Origin of the sequence: Escherichia sp. TC-EC600-tetX4 (assembly GCF_019356055.1) — a bacterium.
Lineage (GTDB): Bacteria > Pseudomonadota > Gammaproteobacteria > Enterobacterales > Enterobacteriaceae.
Genome location: NZ_CP079924.1, coordinates 3,576,352 through 3,597,573 on the forward strand (window position 1 = coordinate 3,576,352; position 21,222 = coordinate 3,597,573).

Annotated in this window: 20 protein-coding genes and 4 pseudogenes; 16 read left to right on the top strand and 8 right to left on the bottom strand. The window is 50.8% G+C overall.

The genetic code is table 11. From position 1 onward, the window contains the following. Nucleotides 1–143 precede the first annotated feature (143 nt). The 11 genes and pseudogenes from paoA to KXD89_RS17435 all read left to right on the top strand — a co-directional run bounded on the left by paoA (nucleotide 144) and on the right by KXD89_RS17435 (nucleotide 10,395). Nucleotides 144–833 carry an aldehyde dehydrogenase iron-sulfur subunit PaoA gene (gene paoA / locus KXD89_RS17385; RefSeq protein WP_000070700.1) on the top strand — a complete coding sequence of 230 codons (690 nt, stop codon included), beginning with the start codon at nucleotides 144–146 and terminating at the stop codon, nucleotides 831–833. Further along, nucleotides 830–1,786, top strand: a complete 957-nt coding sequence (paoB, locus tag KXD89_RS17390; protein ID WP_000643333.1) for an aldehyde oxidoreductase FAD-binding subunit PaoB — start codon at nucleotides 830–832, stop codon at nucleotides 1,784–1,786. Before paoA ends, paoB begins: the two co-directional genes overlap by 4 nt. Then, nucleotides 1,783–3,981, top strand: a complete 2,199-nt coding sequence (gene paoC / locus KXD89_RS17395; protein WP_000667026.1) for an aldehyde oxidoreductase molybdenum-binding subunit PaoC — start codon at nucleotides 1,783–1,785, stop codon at nucleotides 3,979–3,981. Before paoB ends, paoC begins: the two co-directional genes overlap by 4 nt. 9 nt (nucleotides 3,982–3,990) lie before the next feature. Beyond that, nucleotides 3,991–4,947, top strand: a complete 957-nt coding sequence (gene paoD / locus KXD89_RS17400) for a molybdenum cofactor insertion chaperone PaoD (protein ID WP_000121359.1) — start codon at nucleotides 3,991–3,993, stop codon at nucleotides 4,945–4,947. A gap of 50 nt (nucleotides 4,948–4,997) precedes the next feature. After that, a pseudogene (locus tag KXD89_RS17405) lies at nucleotides 4,998–5,336 on the top strand (LysR substrate-binding domain-containing protein); the annotation flags it as partial. 284 nt (nucleotides 5,337–5,620) lie between these two features. Beyond that, on the top strand, nucleotides 5,621–7,021 hold the full coding sequence (locus KXD89_RS17410) for an integrase family protein (RefSeq protein ID WP_001407714.1): 1,401 nt from the start codon (nucleotides 5,621–5,623) through the stop codon (nucleotides 7,019–7,021). Between the two features lie 116 nt (nucleotides 7,022–7,137). Further along, on the top strand, nucleotides 7,138–7,578 hold the full coding sequence (yagN, locus tag KXD89_RS17415; RefSeq protein ID WP_000224818.1) for a protein YagN: 441 nt from the start codon (nucleotides 7,138–7,140) through the stop codon (nucleotides 7,576–7,578). Further along, complete coding sequence (locus KXD89_RS17420; protein WP_001272156.1) at nucleotides 7,575–7,799, top strand: AlpA family transcriptional regulator; 225 nt, start codon at nucleotides 7,575–7,577, stop codon at nucleotides 7,797–7,799. The genes yagN and KXD89_RS17420 overlap by 4 nt, the downstream gene beginning before the upstream one ends. A 118-nt stretch (nucleotides 7,800–7,917) precedes the next feature. Next, complete coding sequence (gene yagM, locus KXD89_RS17425) at nucleotides 7,918–8,772, top strand: protein YagM (protein ID WP_000072039.1); 855 nt, start codon at nucleotides 7,918–7,920, stop codon at nucleotides 8,770–8,772. A gap of 26 nt (nucleotides 8,773–8,798) precedes the next feature. Further along, nucleotides 8,799–9,497, top strand: coding sequence for a recombinase family protein (locus KXD89_RS17430; RefSeq protein ID WP_001214248.1), 699 nt, complete (start codon nucleotides 8,799–8,801; stop codon nucleotides 9,495–9,497). A 271-nt stretch (nucleotides 9,498–9,768) separates the two neighbouring features. Then, a complete protein-coding gene (locus KXD89_RS17435; protein ID WP_000860996.1) occupies nucleotides 9,769–10,395 on the top strand; it encodes an inovirus Gp2 family protein in 627 nt (208 codons plus the stop codon). A 90-nt stretch (nucleotides 10,396–10,485) separates the two neighbouring features. On the opposite strand, the gene KXD89_RS17440 is transcribed toward KXD89_RS17435, so the two are convergent. Further along, the gene (locus KXD89_RS17440; protein ID WP_000388269.1) at nucleotides 10,486–11,217 is read right to left on the bottom strand and encodes a protein YagJ; all 732 of its coding nucleotides are present in this window, start codon (nucleotides 11,215–11,217) and stop codon (nucleotides 10,486–10,488) included. Nucleotides 11,218–11,370: 153 nt separating this feature from the next. Between KXD89_RS17440 and KXD89_RS17445 the strand changes: the two genes are divergently transcribed. The 3 genes and pseudogenes from KXD89_RS17445 (at nucleotide 11,371) to fbpC (ending at nucleotide 13,490) form a co-directional block, all read left to right on the top strand. Then, nucleotides 11,371–12,068, top strand: a protein-coding gene (locus tag KXD89_RS17445) for an IS1-like element IS1B family transposase (protein WP_223293341.1) whose coding sequence is annotated in 2 segments (ribosomal slippage) — nucleotides 11,371–11,620 and nucleotides 11,620–12,068 — 699 coding nt in all. Because the reading frame shifts where the segments join, the coding sequence is not laid out codon by codon here. Between the two features lie 16 nt (nucleotides 12,069–12,084). Next, nucleotides 12,085–12,432: pseudogene (locus KXD89_RS17450) on the top strand (ABC transporter permease subunit); the annotation flags it as partial. Between the two features lie 11 nt (nucleotides 12,433–12,443). Next, a complete protein-coding gene (gene fbpC, locus KXD89_RS17455; RefSeq protein ID WP_000192349.1) occupies nucleotides 12,444–13,490 on the top strand; it encodes a ferric ABC transporter ATP-binding protein in 1,047 nt (348 codons plus the stop codon). A 108-nt stretch (nucleotides 13,491–13,598) separates the two neighbouring features. Here the strand turns inward: fbpC and mmuM are convergent, their stop codons facing one another. Both mmuM and mmuP read right to left on the bottom strand, forming a co-directional pair. Continuing rightward, the gene (gene mmuM / locus KXD89_RS17460) at nucleotides 13,599–14,531 is read right to left on the bottom strand and encodes a homocysteine S-methyltransferase (RefSeq protein WP_000081352.1); all 933 of its coding nucleotides are present in this window, start codon (nucleotides 14,529–14,531) and stop codon (nucleotides 13,599–13,601) included. Further along, nucleotides 14,518–15,921, bottom strand: a complete 1,404-nt coding sequence (gene mmuP, locus KXD89_RS17465; RefSeq protein ID WP_001393629.1) for an S-methylmethionine permease — start codon at nucleotides 15,919–15,921, stop codon at nucleotides 14,518–14,520. The genes mmuM and mmuP overlap by 14 nt, the downstream gene beginning before the upstream one ends. Before the next feature lie 243 nt (nucleotides 15,922–16,164). Between mmuP and KXD89_RS17470 the strand changes: the two genes are divergently transcribed. Together KXD89_RS17470 and pepD are read left to right on the top strand one after the other, a co-directional pair. Then, nucleotides 16,165–17,145, top strand: a complete 981-nt coding sequence (locus KXD89_RS17470) for an IS5-like element IS5 family transposase (protein ID WP_000019403.1) — start codon at nucleotides 16,165–16,167, stop codon at nucleotides 17,143–17,145. 321 nt (nucleotides 17,146–17,466) lie between these two features. Then, nucleotides 17,467–18,924, top strand: coding sequence for a cytosol nonspecific dipeptidase (pepD, locus tag KXD89_RS17475; protein ID WP_001292994.1), 1,458 nt, complete (start codon nucleotides 17,467–17,469; stop codon nucleotides 18,922–18,924). Nucleotides 18,925–18,980: 56 nt separating this feature from the next. Here the strand turns inward: pepD and prfH are convergent. The 5 genes and pseudogenes from prfH to yafN form a co-directional block, all read right to left on the bottom strand. Further along, a pseudogene (gene prfH / locus KXD89_RS17480) lies at nucleotides 18,981–19,487 on the bottom strand (peptide chain release factor H); the annotation flags it as partial. Between the two features lie 10 nt (nucleotides 19,488–19,497). Continuing rightward, nucleotides 19,498–19,704, bottom strand: a pseudogene (locus KXD89_RS17485) (RtcB family protein); the annotation flags it as partial. A gap of 317 nt (nucleotides 19,705–20,021) precedes the next feature. Then, entirely contained in the window at nucleotides 20,022–20,474 is a 453-nt protein-coding gene (locus tag KXD89_RS17490) for a GNAT family N-acetyltransferase (RefSeq protein WP_001059892.1), read from the bottom strand. 9 nt (nucleotides 20,475–20,483) lie between these two features. After that, entirely contained in the window at nucleotides 20,484–20,882 is a 399-nt protein-coding gene (gene yafO / locus KXD89_RS17495; RefSeq protein ID WP_001263489.1) for a type II toxin-antitoxin system mRNA interferase toxin YafO, read from the bottom strand. A 2-nt stretch (nucleotides 20,883–20,884) separates the two neighbouring features. Next, nucleotides 20,885–21,178, bottom strand: coding sequence for a type I toxin-antitoxin system antitoxin YafN (gene yafN, locus KXD89_RS17500; RefSeq protein WP_000554758.1), 294 nt, complete (start codon nucleotides 21,176–21,178; stop codon nucleotides 20,885–20,887). Between the last annotated feature and the right edge of the window lie 44 nt (nucleotides 21,179–21,222).

Here is a 21,222-nt window from a genome sequence, read left to right on the forward strand (position 1 = left end):
GAATTTATTAGCCGGGCTCATAGCTGCATTCGCGTTTTAAGAATAATCCTCCTGCTGTCGCCGACTATGCTTAACGTTTAAAAAAGCATCAGCACTCTCGCAACGCACTCTTATTTTCCCCTTTAGAATACCGGAGGCCTGGTATGAGCAACCAAGGCGAATACCCCGAAGATAATCGGGTTGGGAAGCACGAGCCGCACGATTTAAGTTTGACCCGTCGCGATCTGATTAAAGTGAGCGCCGCAACAGCGGCGACCGCCGTGGTTTATCCTCATTCTACGCTGGCGGCAAGCGTTCCGGCAGCTACACCCGCGCCAGAGATAATGCCCCTGACACTGAAGGTGAACGGCAAAACCGAGCAGCTTGAGGTGGATACCCGAACCACGCTACTGGACACTTTGCGTGAAAATCTGCATTTGATCGGTACCAAGAAAGGTTGCGATCACGGACAGTGCGGAGCCTGTACCGTGCTGGTCAATGGTCGCAGGCTTAATGCCTGCCTGACGCTTGCAGTCATGCATCAGGGGGCCGAGATCACCACCATTGAAGGCCTGGGTTCGCCAGATAATCTTCACCCCATGCAGGCGGCCTTTATCAAGCATGATGGCTTCCAGTGCGGCTACTGCACCTCCGGGCAAATTTGCTCATCAGTAGCGGTGCTAAAAGAGATTCAGGACGGCATTCCCAGTCACGTCACGGTCGATTTGGTTTCCGCTCCAGAAACAACTGCCGATGAGATCCGTGAACGTATGAGCGGCAACATCTGTCGCTGTGGTGCATACGCTAACATCCTTGCCGCCATTGAAGATGCTGCGGGGGAGATAAAATCATGAAGGCGTTTACCTATGAACGAGTGAATACCCCAGCCGAGGCGGCACTTAGCGCTCAGCGCGTACCCGGCGCAAAATTTATCGCGGGCGGGACCAATCTGCTGGACCTGATGAAGCTGGAAATTGAAACGCCCACCCACCTTATCGATGTGAACGGCCTCGGGCTCGATAAGATTGAAGTGACCGACGCGGGTGGGCTGCGCATCGGCGCACTGGTACGGAACACCGACCTGGCGGCTCACGAGCGCGTGCGTCGTGATTACGCGGTACTCTCCCGCGCCCTGCTCGCTGGCGCGTCTGGTCAGTTACGTAATCAGGCAACCACCGCAGGTAATCTGCTCCAGCGCACGCGCTGCCCCTATTTTTACGACACCAATCAGCCCTGCAATAAGCGCCTGCCCGGGAGCGGCTGCGCGGCGCTTGAAGGCTTTAGCCGTCAGCACGCGGTGGTAGGCGTAAGCGAAGCCTGCATTGCCACCCATCCGAGCGATATGGCGGTCGCAATGCGGTTGCTGGATGCGGTGGTGGAAACCATCACGCCGGAGGGAAAGACTCGCAGTATCACACTGGCTGATTTTTATCACCCTCCGGGAAAAACGCCGCACATTGAAACCGCCCTGCTTCCCGGTGAGCTTATCGTTGCGGTGACGTTACCTCCACCGCTCGGCGGAAAACATATCTACCGTAAGGTGCGCGATCGCGCCTCCTACGCCTTTGCCCTGGTATCGGTCGCGGCGATTATTCAGCCTGACGGCAGCGGGCGCGTCGCGCTGGGCGGAGTAGCACATAAGCCCTGGCGCATTGAGGCTGCGGATGCTCAGCTATCCCAGGGGGCGCAGGCCGTATATGACACGCTGTTCGCCAGCGCCCATCCCACCGCTGAAAACACCTTTAAACTCCTGTTGGCGAAGCGAACGCTTGCCTCCGTACTGGCTGAAGCGAGGGCACAGGCATGAAATTTGATAAACCCGCAGGGGAAAACCCGATCGATCAGCTGAAGGTTGTCGGTCGTCCCCATGACCGCATCGACGGACCGCTGAAAACTACCGGCACGGCACGCTACGCCTACGAATGGCATGAAGAAGCCCCCAACGCCGCCTATGGCTATATCGTCGGTTCCGCCATTGCCAAAGGACGCCTCACCGCCCTTGATACGGACGCCGCGCAAAAAGCGCCGGGCGTACTGGCTGTCATTACCGCCAGTAACGCCGGGGCACTCGGCAAAGGCGACAAAAACACCGCCAGGCTGTTAGGCGGCCCCACTATTGAGCACTATCATCAGGCCATTGCGCTGGTAGTGGCCGAGACCTTCGAACAGGCGCGAGCGGCGGCCTCGCTGGTGCAGGCACACTATCGCCGTAATAAAGGAGCTTACTCCCTGGCGGACGAAAAACAGGCCGTCAATCAGCCGCCGGAAGACACGCCCGACAAAAACGTCGGTGACTTTGACGGGGCTTTCACCTCCGCTGCGGTGAAGATTGATGCTACCTACACGACCCCGGACCAGAGCCATATGGCGATGGAGCCGCATGCCTCGATGGCCGTCTGGGATGGAAATAAGCTTACCCTCTGGACCTCAAATCAGATGATTGACTGGTGCCGCACCGATCTGGCAAAAACGCTGAAAGTTCCCGTGGAGAATGTGCGTATTATCTCCCCGTATATCGGCGGAGGGTTTGGCGGCAAGCTGTTCCTGAGAAGCGATGCGCTGCTGGCGGCCCTCGCCGCCCGAGCGGTGAAACGTCCGGTTAAAGTGATGCTCCCCCGCCCCTCTATTCCCAATAACACCACGCACCGCCCCGCCACCCTTCAGCACTTGCGTATCGGTGCCGACCAGAGCGGGAAAATCACCGCTATCTCACATGAAAGCTGGTCTGGAAACCTGCCCGGCGGCACGCCGGAAACGGCGGTACAGCAAAGCGAATTACTCTACGCCGGGGCGAATCGTCATACCGGCCTGCGGCTCGCCACGCTTGATTTGCCGGAAGGGAACGCCATGCGTGCGCCCGGCGAAGCCCCCGGTCTGATGGCGCTCGAAATCGCGATCGACGAACTGGCGGAAAAAGCGGGCATCGATCCCGTCGAGTTTCGCATCCTGAATGACACTCAGGTTGACCCCGCCGACCCGACGCGCTGCTTCTCTCGCCGTCAGCTTATCGAGTGCTTGCGCACCGGAGCGGATAAATTTGGCTGGAAGCAGCGCAACGCCACACCCGGACAGGTGCGCGACGGGGAGTGGCTAGTCGGCCACGGTGTTGCGGCGGGCTTTCGCAATAATCTGCTGGAAAAATCGGGTGCTCGGGTTCACCTCGAACAAAACGGCACCGTTACCGTAGAAACGGACATGACCGACATTGGCACCGGCAGCTACACCATTCTGGCCCAGACGGCAGCGGAAATGCTTGGCGTACCGCTGGAGCAGGTTGCGGTTCACCTCGGCGATTCCAGTTTCCCGGTTTCTGCGGGTTCTGGTGGACAATGGGGCGCGAATACCTCCACCTCCGGCGTTTACGCCGCCTGTATGAAGCTTCGCGAAATGATTGCCTCGGCAGTCGGGTTTGATCCTGAGCAGTCGCAGTTTGCCGACGGCAAGATTACCAACGGTACCCGAAGCGCCACGCTACATGAAGCCACCGCAGGCGGCAGACTGACAGCGGAAGAGAGCATTGAATTCGGAACACTGAGCAAAGAGTACCAGCAGTCGACCTTTGCCGGGCATTTTGTGGAGGTCGGCGTGCATAGCGCGACGGGAGAAGTTCGGGTCCGGCGTATGCTCGCTGTGTGTGCTGCAGGACGCATCCTGAATCCGAAAACTGCGCGCAGCCAGGTCATTGGCGCAATGACTATGGGCATGGGCGCGGCACTGATGGAGGAGCTGGCGGTGGATGACCGTTTGGGCTACTTCGTTAATCACGATATGGCGGGGTATGAGGTGCCGGTTCATGCGGATATCCCAAAACAGGAGGTGATTTTCCTGGATGATACCGACCCCATATCCTCCCCGATGAAGGCCAAAGGTGTCGGTGAGCTGGGCCTGTGCGGCGTGAGCGCGGCTATCGCCAACGCGGTGTATAACGCCACCGGTATTCGGGTACGGGATTATCCCATCACTCTGGATAAGCTGCTCGATAAGCTGCCGGATGTGGTTTAAGGAGGAACAATGTCATACCCGCTTTTTGACAAAGACGAACACTGGCATAAGCCAGAGCAGGCGTTTCTCACCGATGACCACCGGACCATTCTGCGCTTCGCCGTAGAGGCGCTAATGTCCGGTAAAGGAGCGGTGCTGGTGACGCTGGTGGAGATACGCGGCGGCGCGGCGCGCCCGCTCGGGGCGCAGATGGTGGTGCGCGAAGATGGTCGTTACTGCGGTTTTGTCTCTGGCGGCTGCGTGGAGGCCGCTGCCGCTTTTGAAGCGCTGGAGATGATGGGCTCAGGCCGCGATCGCGAAATTCGCTATGGCGAAGGTTCGCCGTGGTTTGACATCGTTCTGCCCTGCGGCGGTGGGATCACGCTGACGCTCCATAAACTACGCTCGGCACAGCCTCTGCTCGCCGTGCTGAACCGCCTGGAACAGAGAAAACCGGTGGGGCTGCGCTACGATCCGCAAGCACAATCGCTGGTGTGCCTGCCCACGCAAACCCGGACGGGCTGGAATCTCAATGGCTTTGAGGTGGGGTTCAGGCCATGCGTCAGGCTGATGATTTACGGACGTTCTCTTGAGGCGCAGGCAACCGCGAGTCTTGCAGCAGCCACAGGCTATGACAGCCATATCTTCGATCTTTTTCCGGCCTCAGCCAGCGCTCAGATCGATACCGATACGGCGGTCATTTTGCTGTGCCATGATCTCAACCGGGAGCTGCCAGTGTTGCAGGCCGCGCGAGAAGCAAAACCCTTTTATCTCGGCGCATTGGGCAGCTATCGAACCCACACGTTACGTCTGCAAAAGCTCCACGAGCTGGGATGGTCCAGGGAGGAAACAACGCAAATCCGGGCACCCGTCGGGATATTCCCCAAAGCCCGGGATGCGCATACTCTGGCACTCTCCGTGCTGGCAGAAGTCGCCTCTGTACGTCTCCATCAGGAGGAGGATTCATGCCTGCCCCCGTCGTCCTGATCCTTGCGGCCGGGCGTGGAGAGTGCTTTCTCGCCTCCGGGGGAAATACCCATAAGTGTATCGGCTGGCGTCAGTCCCCGGAGGTTGCGCCTTATCGCTGGCCATTTGAAGAAAACGGGAGAACTTTCGACCTTGCGATTGAACCGCAGATTACGACTAATGATCTGCGTCTGATGTTGAGGCTGGCTCTTGCCGGCGGAGGAATAACAATTGCCACTCAGGAAACTTTCAGGCCATATATTGAAAGCGGTAAGCTTGTATCGCTGCTTGATGACTTTCTTCCACAATTTCCGGGCTTCTATCTGTATTTCCCACAGCGTCGCAATATTGCACCAAAGCTCCGCGCCCTGATTGACTACGTCAAAGAATGGCGGCAGCAATTGGCTTAAATGTCTGCACCTGCACTGCCTGATGTCAGAACAGTATTTTGATGAATTGCCAAGGTTACAATGGCACAAATACGGCACAGGAGGAAACGTGGTGTATTTAAATATGGGGTAACTCTTTGATTTTAATGGTGCCGATAATAGGAGTCGAACCTACGACCTTCGCATTACGAATGCGATGTTAATGCATTTTTAACTACTTGAGCAATCAATCAAAACAACATACTTTATATTATAAAACACCAAGTTATAGCAATAAACCCGTTGATTGAAATTAACAAAAGTTGATGTTTATTCCCTCCATTTACTTACACCAGCAGTTACATTATTGTAAGACAGCAATTCTCAACTGGAGCCGAAAAATGGCGCTTTCAAGACAAAAATTTACCTTCGAAAGACTTCGCAGATTCACCTTACCGGAAGGGAAAAAACAAACTTTTCTTTGGGATGCAGATGTAACAACCCTGGCATGCCGAGCAACTAGCGGAGCAAAAGCCTTTGTATTCCAAAGCGTATATGCGGGGAAAACCCTTCGCATGACTATTGGCAACATTAACGACTGGAAGATTGATGATGCGAGAGCCGAGGCAAGACGGTTACAAACATTGATCGATACAGGGATAGATCCACGAATTGCTAAGGCTGTAAAAATCGCAGAAGCAGAATCCCTGCAGGCAGAATCACGTAAAACAAAAGTGACTTTCTCCGTCGCCTGGGAAGACTATCTTCAAGAATTGAGAACCGGTATCAGTGCAAAAACTAAACGCCCATATTCTACTCGATACATTGCCGATCACATTAACTTGTCCAGTCGTGGAGGCGAAAGTAAAAAAAGAGGCCAAGGCCCGACTTCGGCTGGACCATTGGCTAGTTTGCTCAACCTGCCGTTATCGGAGCTAACCCCAGATTACATAGCAGCGTGGCTGAGTACAGAAAGGCAAAATAGACCTACCGTCACTGCTCACGCTTATCGCCTACTACGTGCTTTCATCAAATGGAGTAATTATCAGAAAAAATATCAAGGGATCATTCCTGGCGATCTGGCACAAGATTACAACGTAAGAAAAATGGTTCCCGTGTCAGCGAGTAAAGCTGATGATTGCCTGCAAAAGGAACAACTAAAAAGCTGGTTTAGTGCCGTGCGTAGCCTCAATAATCCTATTGCATCGGCCTATCTCCAAGTACTTTTGCTCACTGGTGCTCGGCGTGAAGAAATTGCGTCGCTTCGCTGGTCAGACGTAGATTTCAAATGGTCAAGCATGCGAATTAAAGACAAGATCGAAGGTGAACGTATCATCCCTCTCACTCCTTATGTTTCTGAATTGTTAAATGTACTAGCGCAATCCCCAAATTCTGACGTAAATAAGGAGGGTTGGGTTTTCAGAAGTAACAGTAAAAGTGGCAAAATTATTGAGCCGCGTTCAGCGCACAACAGAGCATTAGTGCTGGCTGAGTTACCACATATCAGCCTTCACGGTTTACGTCGTAGTTTTGGTACTTTGGCCGAGTGGGTTGAAGTTCCCACTGGTATTGTTGCTCAAATTATGGGACACAAACCCAGCGCTCTTGCCGAAAAACACTATCGCCGTCGTCCGTTAGATCTGTTACGAAAATGGCACGAGAAAATTGAGACATGGATCTTAAATGAAGCAGGTATTACCATAAAAAACAACGTTGATATGCGTTGATTCCATTAAAAATCAACATATTACAAAATATCATCAACTATTGATCAAGATAGATTTTCATGTATCGTAATACACAGTTTAGTCAATGATACAGCAACTACACAGGAGATAAGCCAATGGCAACCCCAGCAACTGTATCCATAGAACCCACTCTGGCAGCTATCAGAGCTCGCTGGTGTATTAATTCAAGTAAAACAACTCAATCCTTTAACGATCCTGCGTCCATGGAAGAGGTTGTCGAGTATCTCAAAGGAACATACTCAGCTCTTCGCAAGTCTGTCGCATGCGCCAAACTGAAAATTTTACATCTTAAACAAAGAATGCAAAATGCTACTAACTTTCTCGCGCGTCTGATGTCATGTAAAAATCAGGCATCCAGATCGCATCACAGTACGGCTAAATCAGCTAAAAGTGCCTTATCATCAGATTCAGGTGATGGTAGTGACCCCGACCCCGAGCCCGAAACGTTTCCTTCTGCCTTCATTACTACCCCTACTAATTCAATAATGCTTAAAGCTTTCTTTGCCAATATCTCAATCACTGAGGTGGCAAAATGAGCGCATTCAAACTCCCGGATACATCTCAATCACAGCTCATTTCAACAGCTGAGTTAGCTAAAATCATTAGCTACAAATCTCAAACCATTCGTAAATGGCTTTGTCAGGACAAATTGCCTGAGGGGCTACCTCGCCCAAAACAAATCAATGGCCGCCATTACTGGTTACGTAAAGATGTCCTCGATTTTATAGATACATTTTCTGTACGAGAAAGTCTGTAATAAATTACAGATTTAATTTTATTGATTTATAGCGATGTTGCCCCGAGAAAAATGGGGCAACACTGAGAAATTTCAGATAGTAGTTTTATATTGAGATAACAAAGAGGTTTCCTTAAAAATGTCTAATAGTGTTACTAATTTTGAGATGAGCAGCGTTCTACCAGGAAAAAAACCTTGTCAAGGCAAAAACAATGAGTCACAGGTAGTACAGACTACTCCCATAAAAAAACACTCAGTCACGTTCAAAAATCAATCTTCATTAGGAGTAATTGATCATTATGCCAGACTAACAAATAAATCTCACTCTTCCGTAATAGCGGAAGTTGTGGATTTGGCTATCCCTATATTAGAAAAATGCAATCGTCATAACTGGTCAATAAATGAAATAAAAAATGACCTGTTAAAGTTCTCTATAAAAGAAAGCATCAATCGAAGCCGAGGTAAAACAGAAGTAACTCTGGAAGAGTACTGTTCGTTAATCTGGAAAACGAACATCATGAGTCCATTAAAAATCCCCATTGCAGATTACTTTCAACTGAACGCTAATGATGAATTCATGGGGAAAGATGAAAAAACAGTTATACGTGAAAGGCTATCCTCGCTAAGGGAAAATTACGATATGGAAAAAGCCATTTACATTTACAATCAAAGACATTTTGATGTAAAGCATCAAAGTGTCTCAGGATATTCAAACATTATTCTTATTCATAGAACAACCTTTGAGGGTTATTACTTTGATGCCGGGCAGGCTCTACTCTTGTCAACATCCCAATTGATTATATTCGGGATAAATGAAGTTCTTAGAAGAAAGGGGATTGTTATGCCTTATCCGGTTGTTTGTTGGATTGATATTTACCATGTCAATGAAATGGTGGTTATGCTGCCAGTGCTCCGCAAAACAGATGTTTCCAACCGTGTTAATGTACCGGATGACATCATTATAAACCCATACTCACAAGAGAGCAGAACCTAAGAGGTAACAAAGAAGGACAAACAATTATGAGAGGTAAAATACTACTTTACCAGTTAAAGTATCGCTGGCAATCACTCTCTATTTTTGGTTGTTTTTTATGCAAAATGACATTATTCAGGTATCAAAAAATAATTTATGACACCGGAGTGCATCAGATGCGTTCATTTTTTTACACCATATGCAGTAGCGAACAGCAAGAAAGCATTACAGATCATCACTCACTTGCTGAGATATGCCAAAAATTTAATATTCTACCTGAACATGTTGTGATCGAGCAGGTAGATATTAAAGAGGTTGTTTCAGAGCAACGTTTACTCAGACAATTGATTCATCATGAAATGAACCGGCAGGACACGCTTGTCATTCCAGATCTAAGCTGTCTTGGCAGAACTGTGGAGGACTTACAGAATATTTTATTTTTTTGCCTTCAAAAAGAAATGTTTATCTACAGCTACCATCCAGCTTCAAGGATAGAGCCTTCTGCTGAAAGTTGCTTGTCTTTTTTGATTGCTCGTCAGGATACGATTGACATTCACAATCTGAAATCAACTAAAAGCCGATATCGACATGTTAAGAAAAAATTAGGACGAAAGGAGGGAAGCAAATACCGACGTGATATCACAATACTTAAGAAAGGTGGATTTACTCAGGCTGAGATTGCAAAGAAATTGAGTATCAGTTTATCGACTGTGAAGCGGCACTGGAATAACGGAATCATCGGTTAATTCCAGAAGCTAATTGCAGAGTAACTTTTTAACAGCCATCACAGGCTGGGGCTACCTTCGTCTCAAATTTAGATGTTGGATAGGTATTATATAATGGCATTGTGTACTCTTACTACCTGTATTCACCAGTAAGAGTAGTAATCAGATCAGTATGTCCGTACTAAAATCTGATACCAGTATATACCGACAACAGTGACCAGGAATAGCCCTGCCTGTATGGCATCCCTGTACGGTCTGCTATAGACCGTAGGACCAAATACAGGTATATATTATGAAAACATATCAAGGTACTCATGGAGTACATATCCTCGAATATCAGAGTAAGATTAATAAATTATTATGTTATTTGACTAACCGGTATCCTAGGTTAATTGCTGTACGTGTCGATCTCCACTATCCCAAAATAGTTGATAACGGTGACAATATCTGTTGCTTCCCTAACCTGGAACCTGGGGTGATATCCCGGATGCGTGAATCCCTCAGAGCTAAGCTGGAGGCTGACCGTACCCGTAAGGTGCGTGAGGATAAACGCATTTACCGTTGCCCTTTATTTATTATATGGGCGAAAGAGTATTCTGAATCAGGTAAATGCCACTATCACATTTGCCTGTTGTTCAACAAAGACGCTTACTACCACCTCGGGGATTACGATCAGGACGATAACCTTAGAGGGATGATCACAGGAGCCTGGTACAGCGCCCTGAGACTGGAGAGAGACGATCACCCTGGTCTGGTCCATTTTCCTGAAAACTGTAAGTATGTGCTAGACACCAATAGTACTGACTTCCAGCAGAACTACCAGGCGCTGTTAACCCGACTGGACTACCTGACCAAAGTTGAAAGCAAAGTGTTTGGTGAAGGAGACCGTAACTTCGGCTGTAGCCAAATCGAACTGTAAGTCGGTAATGGCCTTCTCAGTGAGAAGGCCTTATTTGTATTGTTTCAAAAAATTACTAAAATGCAGTTTCGTTACGCAATTTTCTATAGATTACTGATAGTCATCAGCAAGTCCGCTACTAAATAACGTTTCTGCATTTTCAGCGGTAGCAACAGCATCCTGCACATCCTGCCGTTTCAAATCTAACACTCGTAATTTACCCTTTACTTCGGCGACAGATTCGATTCGCCTGTAAGCATCAGAATGATGTTCGGCATATAGCGCAAGTCCTTCCAGTTTGGGCAAAGCATCAGCCAGATGTAGGCTATGTGGATCTACCAGGTCCACAACCATTTTGCCATCCTGTTCGGCAAAGAACAGGAAATCGGGACGAACAATCTTGTACTGTTCAGCTTCAACATAAGCGATTCCCAGTGACGACTGCCCTGTGTACTGTGGATTACGATACCAGAAAGCAAATCCTTCACGTTTGGTTTCGATCTCAAAAACCTTGGTTTCCCAATGGTTCAACAGAGCCGGATAGTTCCCGCTTTCGTCACACAACAAATGGTGTTTCCAGACTGGAAGGTCAGCTTCCTTTTCACCTTCACGCACCCTGGTCATTTCAAACTTGTTCGCCGGCCTGACCAGATCCACATCCTGCGGTTCGGTACTCATTTCGACGATTTGACGATAGGCCTCTTTACGCTCATCTTTCAACGACTTGATTTGCGGTGTGTACTCGGCCAGCCACGCCTTCGCCAGTCTATCGGCCTCGCCATCGAAGTAATCCTGCACCTCCATCACCAGCCCCATGCCAGCAACGGTAACACGAGCCTCCATGATTGCTTCCAGATATTCCTCTGCATCCTCTTCTCGATCCGCAACCTTATCGGCCAGATATTCGACATAGGTACGTGAAACATCCGGGCTGAAAATTCGGTGATGCTGCCAACTTACTGATTTAGTGTATGATGGTGTTTTTGAGGTGCTCCAGTGGCTTCTGTTTCTATCAGCTGTCCCTCCTGTTCAGCTACTGACGGGGTGGTGCGTAACGGCAAAAGCACTGCCGGACATCAGCGCTATCTCTGCTCTCACTGCCGTAAAACATGGCAACTGCAGTTCACTTACACCGCTTCTCAACCCGGTACGCACCAGAAAATCATTGATATGGCCATGAATGGCGTTGGATGCCGGGCAACCGCCCGCATTATGGGCGTTGGCCTCAACACGATTTTCCGCCATTTAAAAAACTCAGGCCGCAGTCGGTAACCTCGCGCATACAGCCGGGCAGTGACGTCATCGTCTGCGCGGAAATGGACGAACAGTGGGGCTATGTCGGGGCTAAATCGCGCCAGCGCTGGCTGTTTTACGCGTATGACAGGCTCCGGAAGACGGTTGTTGCGCACGTATTCGGTGAACGCACTATGGCGACGCTGGGGCGTCTTATGAGCCTGCTGTCACCCTTTGACGTGGTGATATGGATGACGGATGGCTGGCCGCTGTATGAATCCCGCCTGAAGGGAAAGCTGCACGTAATCAGCAAGCGATATACGCAGCGAATTGAGCGGCATAACCTGAATCTGAGGCAGCACCTGGCACGGCTGGGACGGAAGTCGCTGTCGTTCTCAAAATCGGTGGAGCAGCATGACAAAGTCATCGGGCATTATCTGAACATAAAACACTATCAATAAGTTGGAGTCATTACCGGGCCAAATCGATAAATCGCTCGATGAAGCCTCACTCAGCCTGCGCGCCGGTTCCCTGCGTACCATTACGCACATCCTGCTGCCGCTGCTGCGCCCGGCGATCCTCTCGGCGCTGATTTACAGCTTTGTGCGCGCCATTACCACCGTCAGCGCCATTGTGTTCCTCGTCACGCCGGATACCCGCGTAGCGACGGCTTACATCCTCAACCGCGTGGAAGATGGCGAATACGGTGTAGCGATTGCCTACGGTTCCATTCTGATCGTGGTGATGCTGGCGATTATTTTCATCTTTGACTGGCTGATCGGTGAATCACGTACCTCCCGTTCAAAAGCCAAAAACCAGGCGTAATGGAGCGCACTATGACTCAGAAAAATTTCGTTGAACTGCGCAACGTCACTAAACGATTTGGCAGTAATACGGTAATCGACAATATCAACCTCACCATCCCGCAGGGGCAAATGGTGACGCTGCTCGGCCCGTCCGGCTGCGGCAAAACCACTATTTTGCGCCTGGTTGCCGGGCTGGAAAAACCGAGCGAAGGGCAAATTTTCATTGATGGCGAAGACGTCACCCATCGCTCTATTCAGCAGCGCGATATCTGTATGGTGTTTCAGTCCTATGCCCTGTTCCCGCATATGTCGCTGGGAGAGAATGTCGGTTATGGCCTGAAAATGCTCGGCGTACCGCGCGCAGAGCTGAAAGCCCGCGTCAAAGAGGCGTTGGCGATGGTGGATCTGGAAGGATTCGAAGACCGCTTTGTCGATCAGATCTCCGGCGGGCAGCAGCAGCGCGTGGCGCTGGCCCGCGCGCTGATCCTCAAGCCGAAAGTGCTGCTGTTTGATGAGCCGTTGAGTAACCTCGACGCCAACCTGCGTCGCAGCATGCGCGACAAGATCCGCGAGTTGCAAAAGCAGTTTGATATCACCTCGCTGTACGTCACCCACGATCAGAGCGAAGCCTTTGCGGTTTCTGATACTGTGCTGGTGATGAACAAGGGACACATCATGCAGATCGGCTCACCGCAGGATCTTTACCGCCAGCCCGCCTCCCGCTTTATGGCGAGCTTTATGGGCGATGCCAACCTGTTCCCGGCAACCTTCAGCGACGGATACGTTGATATCTACGGCTATCATCTGCCGCGCCCGCTGCACTTTGGTACACAGGGTGAAGGGATGGTCGGTGTGCGCCCGGAAGCGATCACGCTCAGCGATCGCGGCGAAGAGAGCCAGCGCTGCGTGATCCGCCATGTCGCCTATATGGGGCCGCAGTATGAAGTGACGGTGGAATGGCACGGGCAGGAGATATTATTGCAGGTCAACGCTACGCGTCTGCAACCGGACGTCGGCGAGCAGTATTATCTTGAAATCCATCCGTACGGCATGTTTGTTCTGGCGGATGCGGCATAACGTTTTGTGGTTTTGTAGGCCGGATAAGGCGCTTGTGCCGCCATCCGGCAATGCCTGATGCGCTGCGCTTATCAGGCCTACAATGAACGATGTAGACCCGATAAACCCTCAGCTTCGCGCTTTTAACGCGGCGATATCCGCAGGCGTGGTGCGACAGCACCCGCCAATCAACCGTGCGCCAGCGGCCTGCCACTGCGGCAGATAATCCGCCAGCTGCGCGCAATGTTCACCGTGATGATGCCAGGTTTTGCTCACGGCATCGTAATGCTCGCCCGAGTTCGGATACACCACCAGCGGCAGCACCGTTAAACCGTGTAAATGCTGCAACGCAGCGGTGGTGTTTTCCAGCGCAATACAGTTAATGCCTAGCGCCACCACCTGCGGATAACCCGCCAGCAACGCAACCACGTCACGCAGCGGCGTACCGTCGCTCAGGTGTTCGCTGTCGCGCAGGGTAAATGAGAACCACGCCCGCGCACGCGGATATGCGGTCAACAGCTCGGCCAACGCCTCAATCTCGGAAAAATTCGGCAGGGTTTCGCAGGCCAGCAGATCGGCCCCGGCATCCAGCAAGGCTTCCACGCGCGGGCGATGAAACGCCTGAAATGCCTCAACGCTACAATGATAATCGCCACGGTATTCAGAGCCATCCGCCAGATACGCGCCGTAAGGCCCGACGGATCCCGCCACCAGAAGCGTTCCCGCCTGCGGGTTCTCTGCCAGATACGCTTCACGGGCTTTACGCGCCAGCTCCACGCTTTTGCCAATCAGCGCTTTCGACTGCGCTTCATCCAGACCTCGCGCGGCGAAGCCCGCCGGCGTCGCCTGATAGCTGGCAGTGATCGCGCATTGCGCCCCCGCCCGGTAGTAATCAAGATGCACTTCGCGGATAAGCTCCGGGTTTTCTACCAGCACTTTGGCTGACCACAGGCTGTCGGCTAAGTTACACCCTCGCGCTTCCAGCTCCGTCGCCATCGCGCCATCCAGCAGCAGGATATCCTGTTTATCAAGAAGAGCGCGTAACGGATTATTCTGCGACATGTTCTGGCTCCTGTTTTGCGTTTCGGGGTTGAGTAAGGAAATAAGCACCATAGCACAACGCAACAAACGGTAACCCGCACCACAACGCAATTCTCTGCGCTGGATCGAATGCCAGCCCAACACAGGCCACCAGGCACAGCACAAAACCTAATACTGGCACCAGCGGATACCACGGCGCGCGATAATGTAATTCACTCAATGCCTTACCTTGTTGCAGATGACGGCGACGAAAAACAAAATGCGAGGCGCAGATACTCAGCCACACCGCTACCACCGCAAACCCGGAGATTGCCGACAGCGCAACAAATACCGTGTCCGGGGCCACCACGCTGGAAAACAGCGCCAGCACACCACCGAGCATACTGACCGACAGCGCCGTCAGTGGCACGCCGTTTTTCGTTACTCGCGCAAAACAGGCCGGTAGCGTACGTTCATTCGACAACGACCACAGCATGCGCCCGGAGGCATATAACCCGGAGTTCGCTGCAGAAAGAATAGCCGTCAGGATCACGAAGTTAAAAATATCAGCGGCGTACGGGATCCCTACTTTCTCAAATACCAGCACAAACGGGCTTTTCTCCACGCCCACCTGCTGCATCGGGATCAGCGCTGCCAGCACAAACACGGTGCCGATAAAGAAAATAATCAGTCGCGCGATGGTAGTACGAATCGCTACCGGGATAACTTTGCGCGGGTTTTCCGTTTCACCGGCGGCAATGCCGATAAGCTCGGTACCCGAAAAAGCAAAGTTCACTGCCACCATAGTCATCAAAATCGGTAAGCCACCGTGCGGGAACCAGCCTTCTGCCGTGATATTACTCAGCCCCGGCGCGGGCGAGCCATCCTGCATCGGAATAAAGCCGAAAATCGCCGCCCCACCGAGGATGATAAAGGCGATGATAGTGACCACTTTGACCAGCGAGAACCAGAACTCCCCTTCGGCAAAAAAGCGCGTGGAGATAACATTCAGACCAAAAATAATCGCGCAGAACACCACGCACCAGACCCATACCGGCACCTGTGGAAACCAGTACTGCATACAGAATCCAGCGGCGGTAAAGCTCGAACCCAGCGCCACGGTCCAGGTCAGCCAGTAAAGCCAGGCCACGGTATACCCGGTAGCCGGACCAAGATAGCGCGCGGCATAAACGTGAAACGCTCCGGTCTCCGGCATCGCGACCGACAGCTCGCCCAGACACTGCATAACCAGCCAGACCACCAGCGCACCAATCAGATAGGCCAGCAGCGTTCCCGCCGCTCCAGTGGTGGAAATGATGTACCCGGTATTGAAGAATAATCCTGTGCCAATCACGCCGCCCAAGGAAAGCATAATCAGGTGACGCGTTTTCATTGTGCGCTTCAGTGGCGCATTTTGTTGTGTTGTTTGCATATAACCTTCTAAACGTATGGACATCTAAACATCCAAAGAAGGTTTGTTATACCGCGTTTGTTAACAGAATGCAAAGTCAACCCTGCACCAGACGCAGATGCCCGCGCCGGGCGCTTAATAGCGGGTGGGGATTAATAATCAGATACAAAAAGGGCCGCCAGCTCATAACGCCTCCGGAAGGTGCGAACAAGTCCCTGATATGAGATCATGTTTGTCATCTGGAGCCATAGAACAGGGTTCATCATGAGTCATCAACTTACCTTCGCCGACAGTGAATTCAGCAGTAAGCGCCGTCAGACCAGAAAAGAGATTTTCTTGTCCCGCATGGAGCAGATTCTGCCATGGCAAAACATGGTGGAAGTCATCGAGCCGTTTTACCCCAAGGCTGGTAATGGCCGGCGACCTTATCCGCTGGAAACCATGCTACGCATTCACTGCATGCAGCATTGGTACAACCTGAGCGATGGCGCGATGGAAGATGCTCTGTACGAAATCGCCTCCATGCGTCTGTTTGCCCGGTTATCCCTGGATAGCGCCTTGCCGGACCGCACCACCATCATGAATTTCCGCCACCTGCTGGAGCAGCATCAACTGGCCCGCCAATTGTTCAAGACCATCAATCGCTGGCTGGCCGAAGCAGGCGTCATGATGACTCAAGGCACCTTGGTCGATGCCACCATCATTGAGGCACCCAGCTCGACCAAGAACAAAGAGCAGCAACGCGATCCGGAGATGCATCAGACCAAGAAAGGCAATCAGTGGCACTTTGGCATGAAGGCCCACATTGGTGTCGATGCCAAGAGTGGCCTGACCCACAGCCTGGTCACCACCGCGGCCAACGAGCATGACCTCAATCAGCTGGGTAATCTGCTGCATGGAGAGGAGCAATTTGTCTCAGCCGATGCCGGCTACCAAGGGGCGCCACAGCGCGAGGAGCTGGCCGAGGTGGATGTGGACTGGCTGATCGCCGAGCGCCCCGGCAAGGTAAGAACCTTGAAACAGCATCCACGCAAGAACAAAACGGCCATCAACATCGAATACATGAAAGCCAGCATCCGGGCCAGGGTGGAGCACCCATTTCGCATCATCAAGCGACAGTTCGGCTTCGTGAAAGCCAGATACAAGGGGTTGCTGAAAAACGATAACCAACTGGCGATGTTATTCACGCTGGCCAACCTGTTTCGGGCGGACCAAATGATACGTCAGTGGGAGAGATCTCACTAAAAACTGGGGATAACGCCTTAAATGGCGAAGAAACGGTCTAAATAGGCTGATTCAAGGCATTTACGGGAGAAAAAATCGGCTCAAACATGAAGAAATGAAATGACTGAGTCAGCCGAGAAGAATTTCCCCGCTTATTCGCACCTTCCCTAAAAACCAGTATTTCACATGAGTCCGCGTCTTTTTACGCACTGCCTCTCCCTGACGCGGGATAAAGTGGTATTCTCAAACATATCTCGCAAGCCTGTCTTGTGTTGACAACATTTTCTGCTAACCCTGTGACCTGCAATACTGTTTTGCGGGTGATCGACAAGGAGACTTAACGTGTCTGAACTGTCTCAATTATCTCCACAGCCGCTGTGGGATATTTTTGCCAAAATCTGTTCTATTCCTCACCCGTCCTATCATGAAGAGCAACTCGCTGAATACATTGTTGGTTGGGCAAAAGAGAAAGGTTTCCATGTCGAACGCGATCAGGTAGGTAATATCCTGATTCGTAAACCTGCTACCGCAGGTATGGAAAATCGTAAACCGGTCGTCTTACAGGCCCACCTCGATATGGTGCCGCAGAAAAATAACGACACCGTGCATGACTTCACGAAAGATCCTATCCAGCCTTATATTGATGGCGAATGGGTTAAAGCGCGCGGCACCACGCTGGGTGCGGATAACGGCATTGGTATGGCCTCTGCGCTGGCGGTTCTGGCTGACGAAAACGTGGTTCACGGCCCGCTGGAAGTGCTGCTGACCATGACCGAAGAAGCCGGTATGGACGGTGCGTTCGGCTTACAGGGCAACTGGTTGCAGGCTGATATTCTGATTAACACCGACTCCGAAGAAGAAGGTGAAATCTACATGGGTTGTGCGGGGGGTATCGACTTCACCTCCAACCTGCATTTAGATCGTGAAGCGGTTCCAGCTGGTTTTGAAACCTTCAAGTTAACCTTAAAAGGTCTGAAAGGCGGTCACTCCGGCGGGGAAATCCACGTTGGGCTGGGTAATGCCAACAAACTGCTGGTGCGCTTCCTGGCGGGTCATGCGGAAGAACTGGATCTGCGCCTTATCGATTTCAACGGCGGCACACTGCGTAACGCCATCCCGCGTGAAGCCTTTGCGACCATTGCTGTCGCAGCTGATAAAGTCGACGTCCTGAAATCTCTGGTGAATACCTATCAGGAGATCCTGAAAAACGAGCTGGCAGAAAAAGAGAAAAATCTGGCCTTGTTGCTGGACTCTGTAGCGAACGATAAAGCTGCCCTGATTGCGAAATCTCGCGATACCTTTATTCGTCTGCTGAACGCCACCCCGAACGGTGTGATTCGTAACTCCGATGTAGCCAAAGGTGTGGTTGAAACCTCCCTGAACGTCGGTGTGGTGACCATGACTGACAATAACGTAGAAATTCACTGCCTGATCCGTTCACTGATCGACAGCGGTAAAGACTACGTGGTGAGCATGCTGGATTCGCTGGGTAAACTGGCTGGCGCGAAAACCGAAGCGAAAGGCGCATATCCTGGCTGGCAGCCGGACGCTAATTCTCCGGTGATGCATCTGGTACGTGAAACCTATCAGCGCCTGTTCAACAAGACGCCGAACATCCAGATTATCCACGCGGGCCTGGAATGTGGTCTGTTCAAAAAACCGTATCCGGAAATGGACATGGTTTCTATCGGGCCAACTATCACCGGTCCACACTCTCCGGATGAGCAAGTTCACATCGAAAGCGTAGGTCATTACTGGACACTGCTGACTGAACTGCTGAAAGAAATTCCGGCGAAGTAATTATTTGATTTGCTGCCGGATGGCGTTTAATCGCCTTCCGGCAGTTTCATCCTTCATTATCCTTCGATAAAAGCCATCCCTGTAAATGTCCGTCGCGGGTTGCCACGTTCAATCTGGTGATGGAACATTCGCCGCTGCGATTTCAGCGCCGCGCTATTTTCCTGTTGCTGTTGCTCCAGCTTCCAGGCAATCAGCAATCGTGCCAGCCGCTTGTTAGCATGCTGACTACGCTCTGACTGAACCTTCACGCTAATACCGGATGCCAAATGCGTGGCGCGTACCGCCGAGTCGGTTTTATTGACATGTTGACCGCCCGGCCCCGACGAACGCAGCGTCTCATAACGGATTGCATCCGATTGTTCCTGCTCATCAGCGGTAAAACGCCCAATGCCCAGAAACCAGTTTTTGCGCCCATGATGAGGCCGATACGGACTCGGACAAATCCACTGAATAGTGCCACACCAGCTTTCGCTTAATGCCCATGCGTTATCGCCATCGAGAGAAACCAGCGCCGAACGCAGTGTGTCAGAGTAGCGGCCCGTTTCTGTTTCCAGCACCGTTACCGCGACGTCTTGCCGGGTAAAAACGACCAACAGAGAAGAACGCTGCGCCAATCGGGTAGCCGCGTCCGGGGTGTAAATCTGGCATCCCCACTACGCGCTGCATGTTGGGTAAATTTGCCGTGGTGTGTAATTGTTGGATCGCTAAACTCTCGATCCACAGGTCATCAGATGCGATGGTAAATACCGCATCGGATAAGGGACGAATATATTTGCCCATGTACCATTCCATTTATACTCGTCATACTTCAAGTTGCATGTACTGCGACTGCGTTCGTTCACCCCAGTCACTTACTTATGTAAGCTCCTGGCGATTCACTCGCTTGTCGCCTTCCTGCAACTCGAATTATTTAGAGTATATAAATATAAAAATCAGGAAATGGCAGACGAATCCAGGGCAAGAAAAAAAGAATTAATCCTGGAAAGGTCTGCAAAGAGTCATTGATAAAGGATTTGTCATGATTTACCTCCTTGCAGTTTGTGGAATCAGAAAACGCGCACATACCAGGCGGGCGTTATTTTCATTGCAAGCTGGATTTAATGTTGCGGTTTATATCGCATATAAAAATTAGTAAACCACGCTCCCCGGCATTCAACGCGCTGCTGCTTAACTGTCTGAAAACCATAACGTTCAAAAAAGGGTTTTGCGGTTATGCTTGCGTCCACCGTAAGTTCGGATTCAGACTTAATCAAAGGTTTTAACAAAGCGCTGGCAACCCCACGGCGGGTGTATTCAGGGTCAACAAATAACATATCGATATAATGTTCAATGCGGGAAATAAAACCAACCGGTTGTGCATTAATGATCGCAACCCACACTTGTGATTTCGCGAGTTTCTCCTTCCAGCGAGATTCGTCAATCTGCGCCCAGGCGGAAATTTGTTGTGGTGAATAATGCTGACTGGCGGTCATCGTAACCGCTCTAATGAAAATAGCGCATAGTTGCTGAAAATCGCCAGGCTGATAGTTTCTTATTTGTATGTTATTCATAATATAAATTCAAAAACGCATGCGAAACGCTTCTGCCATTTTCCCAATTTTATGCATTTGGTTGTTATCTCGAGCCAGTTTATGAGGTTCAGGTTTCAGAATGGCAATGAGCAACCATGCTTGCTCATCAAACGCCCCCTGACAATATACCAAATGCGCTTCGTCATTCGTTCTGCTGAATTGGCGCAACTGTGGCGGAAATGGATTATTCTCATTTGCCAGATGAATATGAGCAACTCGCTCAAATTTGATTAATGGCCAGGTAAAGGAGTCGTCGTAGAGTGCATCGCGACCAAATATATCTGGCAAAACACCGTCACGCTTATAGGAAATAAAATCCGCCGTTAACGCATCAAGTTCCTCTGCTGTAAGTTGCAGGCGAATAAGTTTTGTTTTGAATACCCGCATCCTTATTCCTTAAAGTCATTGAAATCATCATCCGTCATATCATTAAGATATTGTTCAGCGCGGCGTGTAATTTCCTCTAATCTTGCAGCACTTGGACGGAAGCGCGCCTTTATGGGCTTTTTCTCCTCTTGTTCAGCAAGCATGTCCATTAACGCTTCGAATGCGCTGGCACTTAAGAGATATCCTGCGGGGCGATTATTAGAAAGAACCGCAACCGGTTGATCAATAAAGTATTTAGCTGGGTTTTTACGTAACTCAGTGATATTGACCGATTTTTCAGCGAGAATTCGATGCATACAGTGATACCCTCATAATAATGCACACCAGAATATACATAATA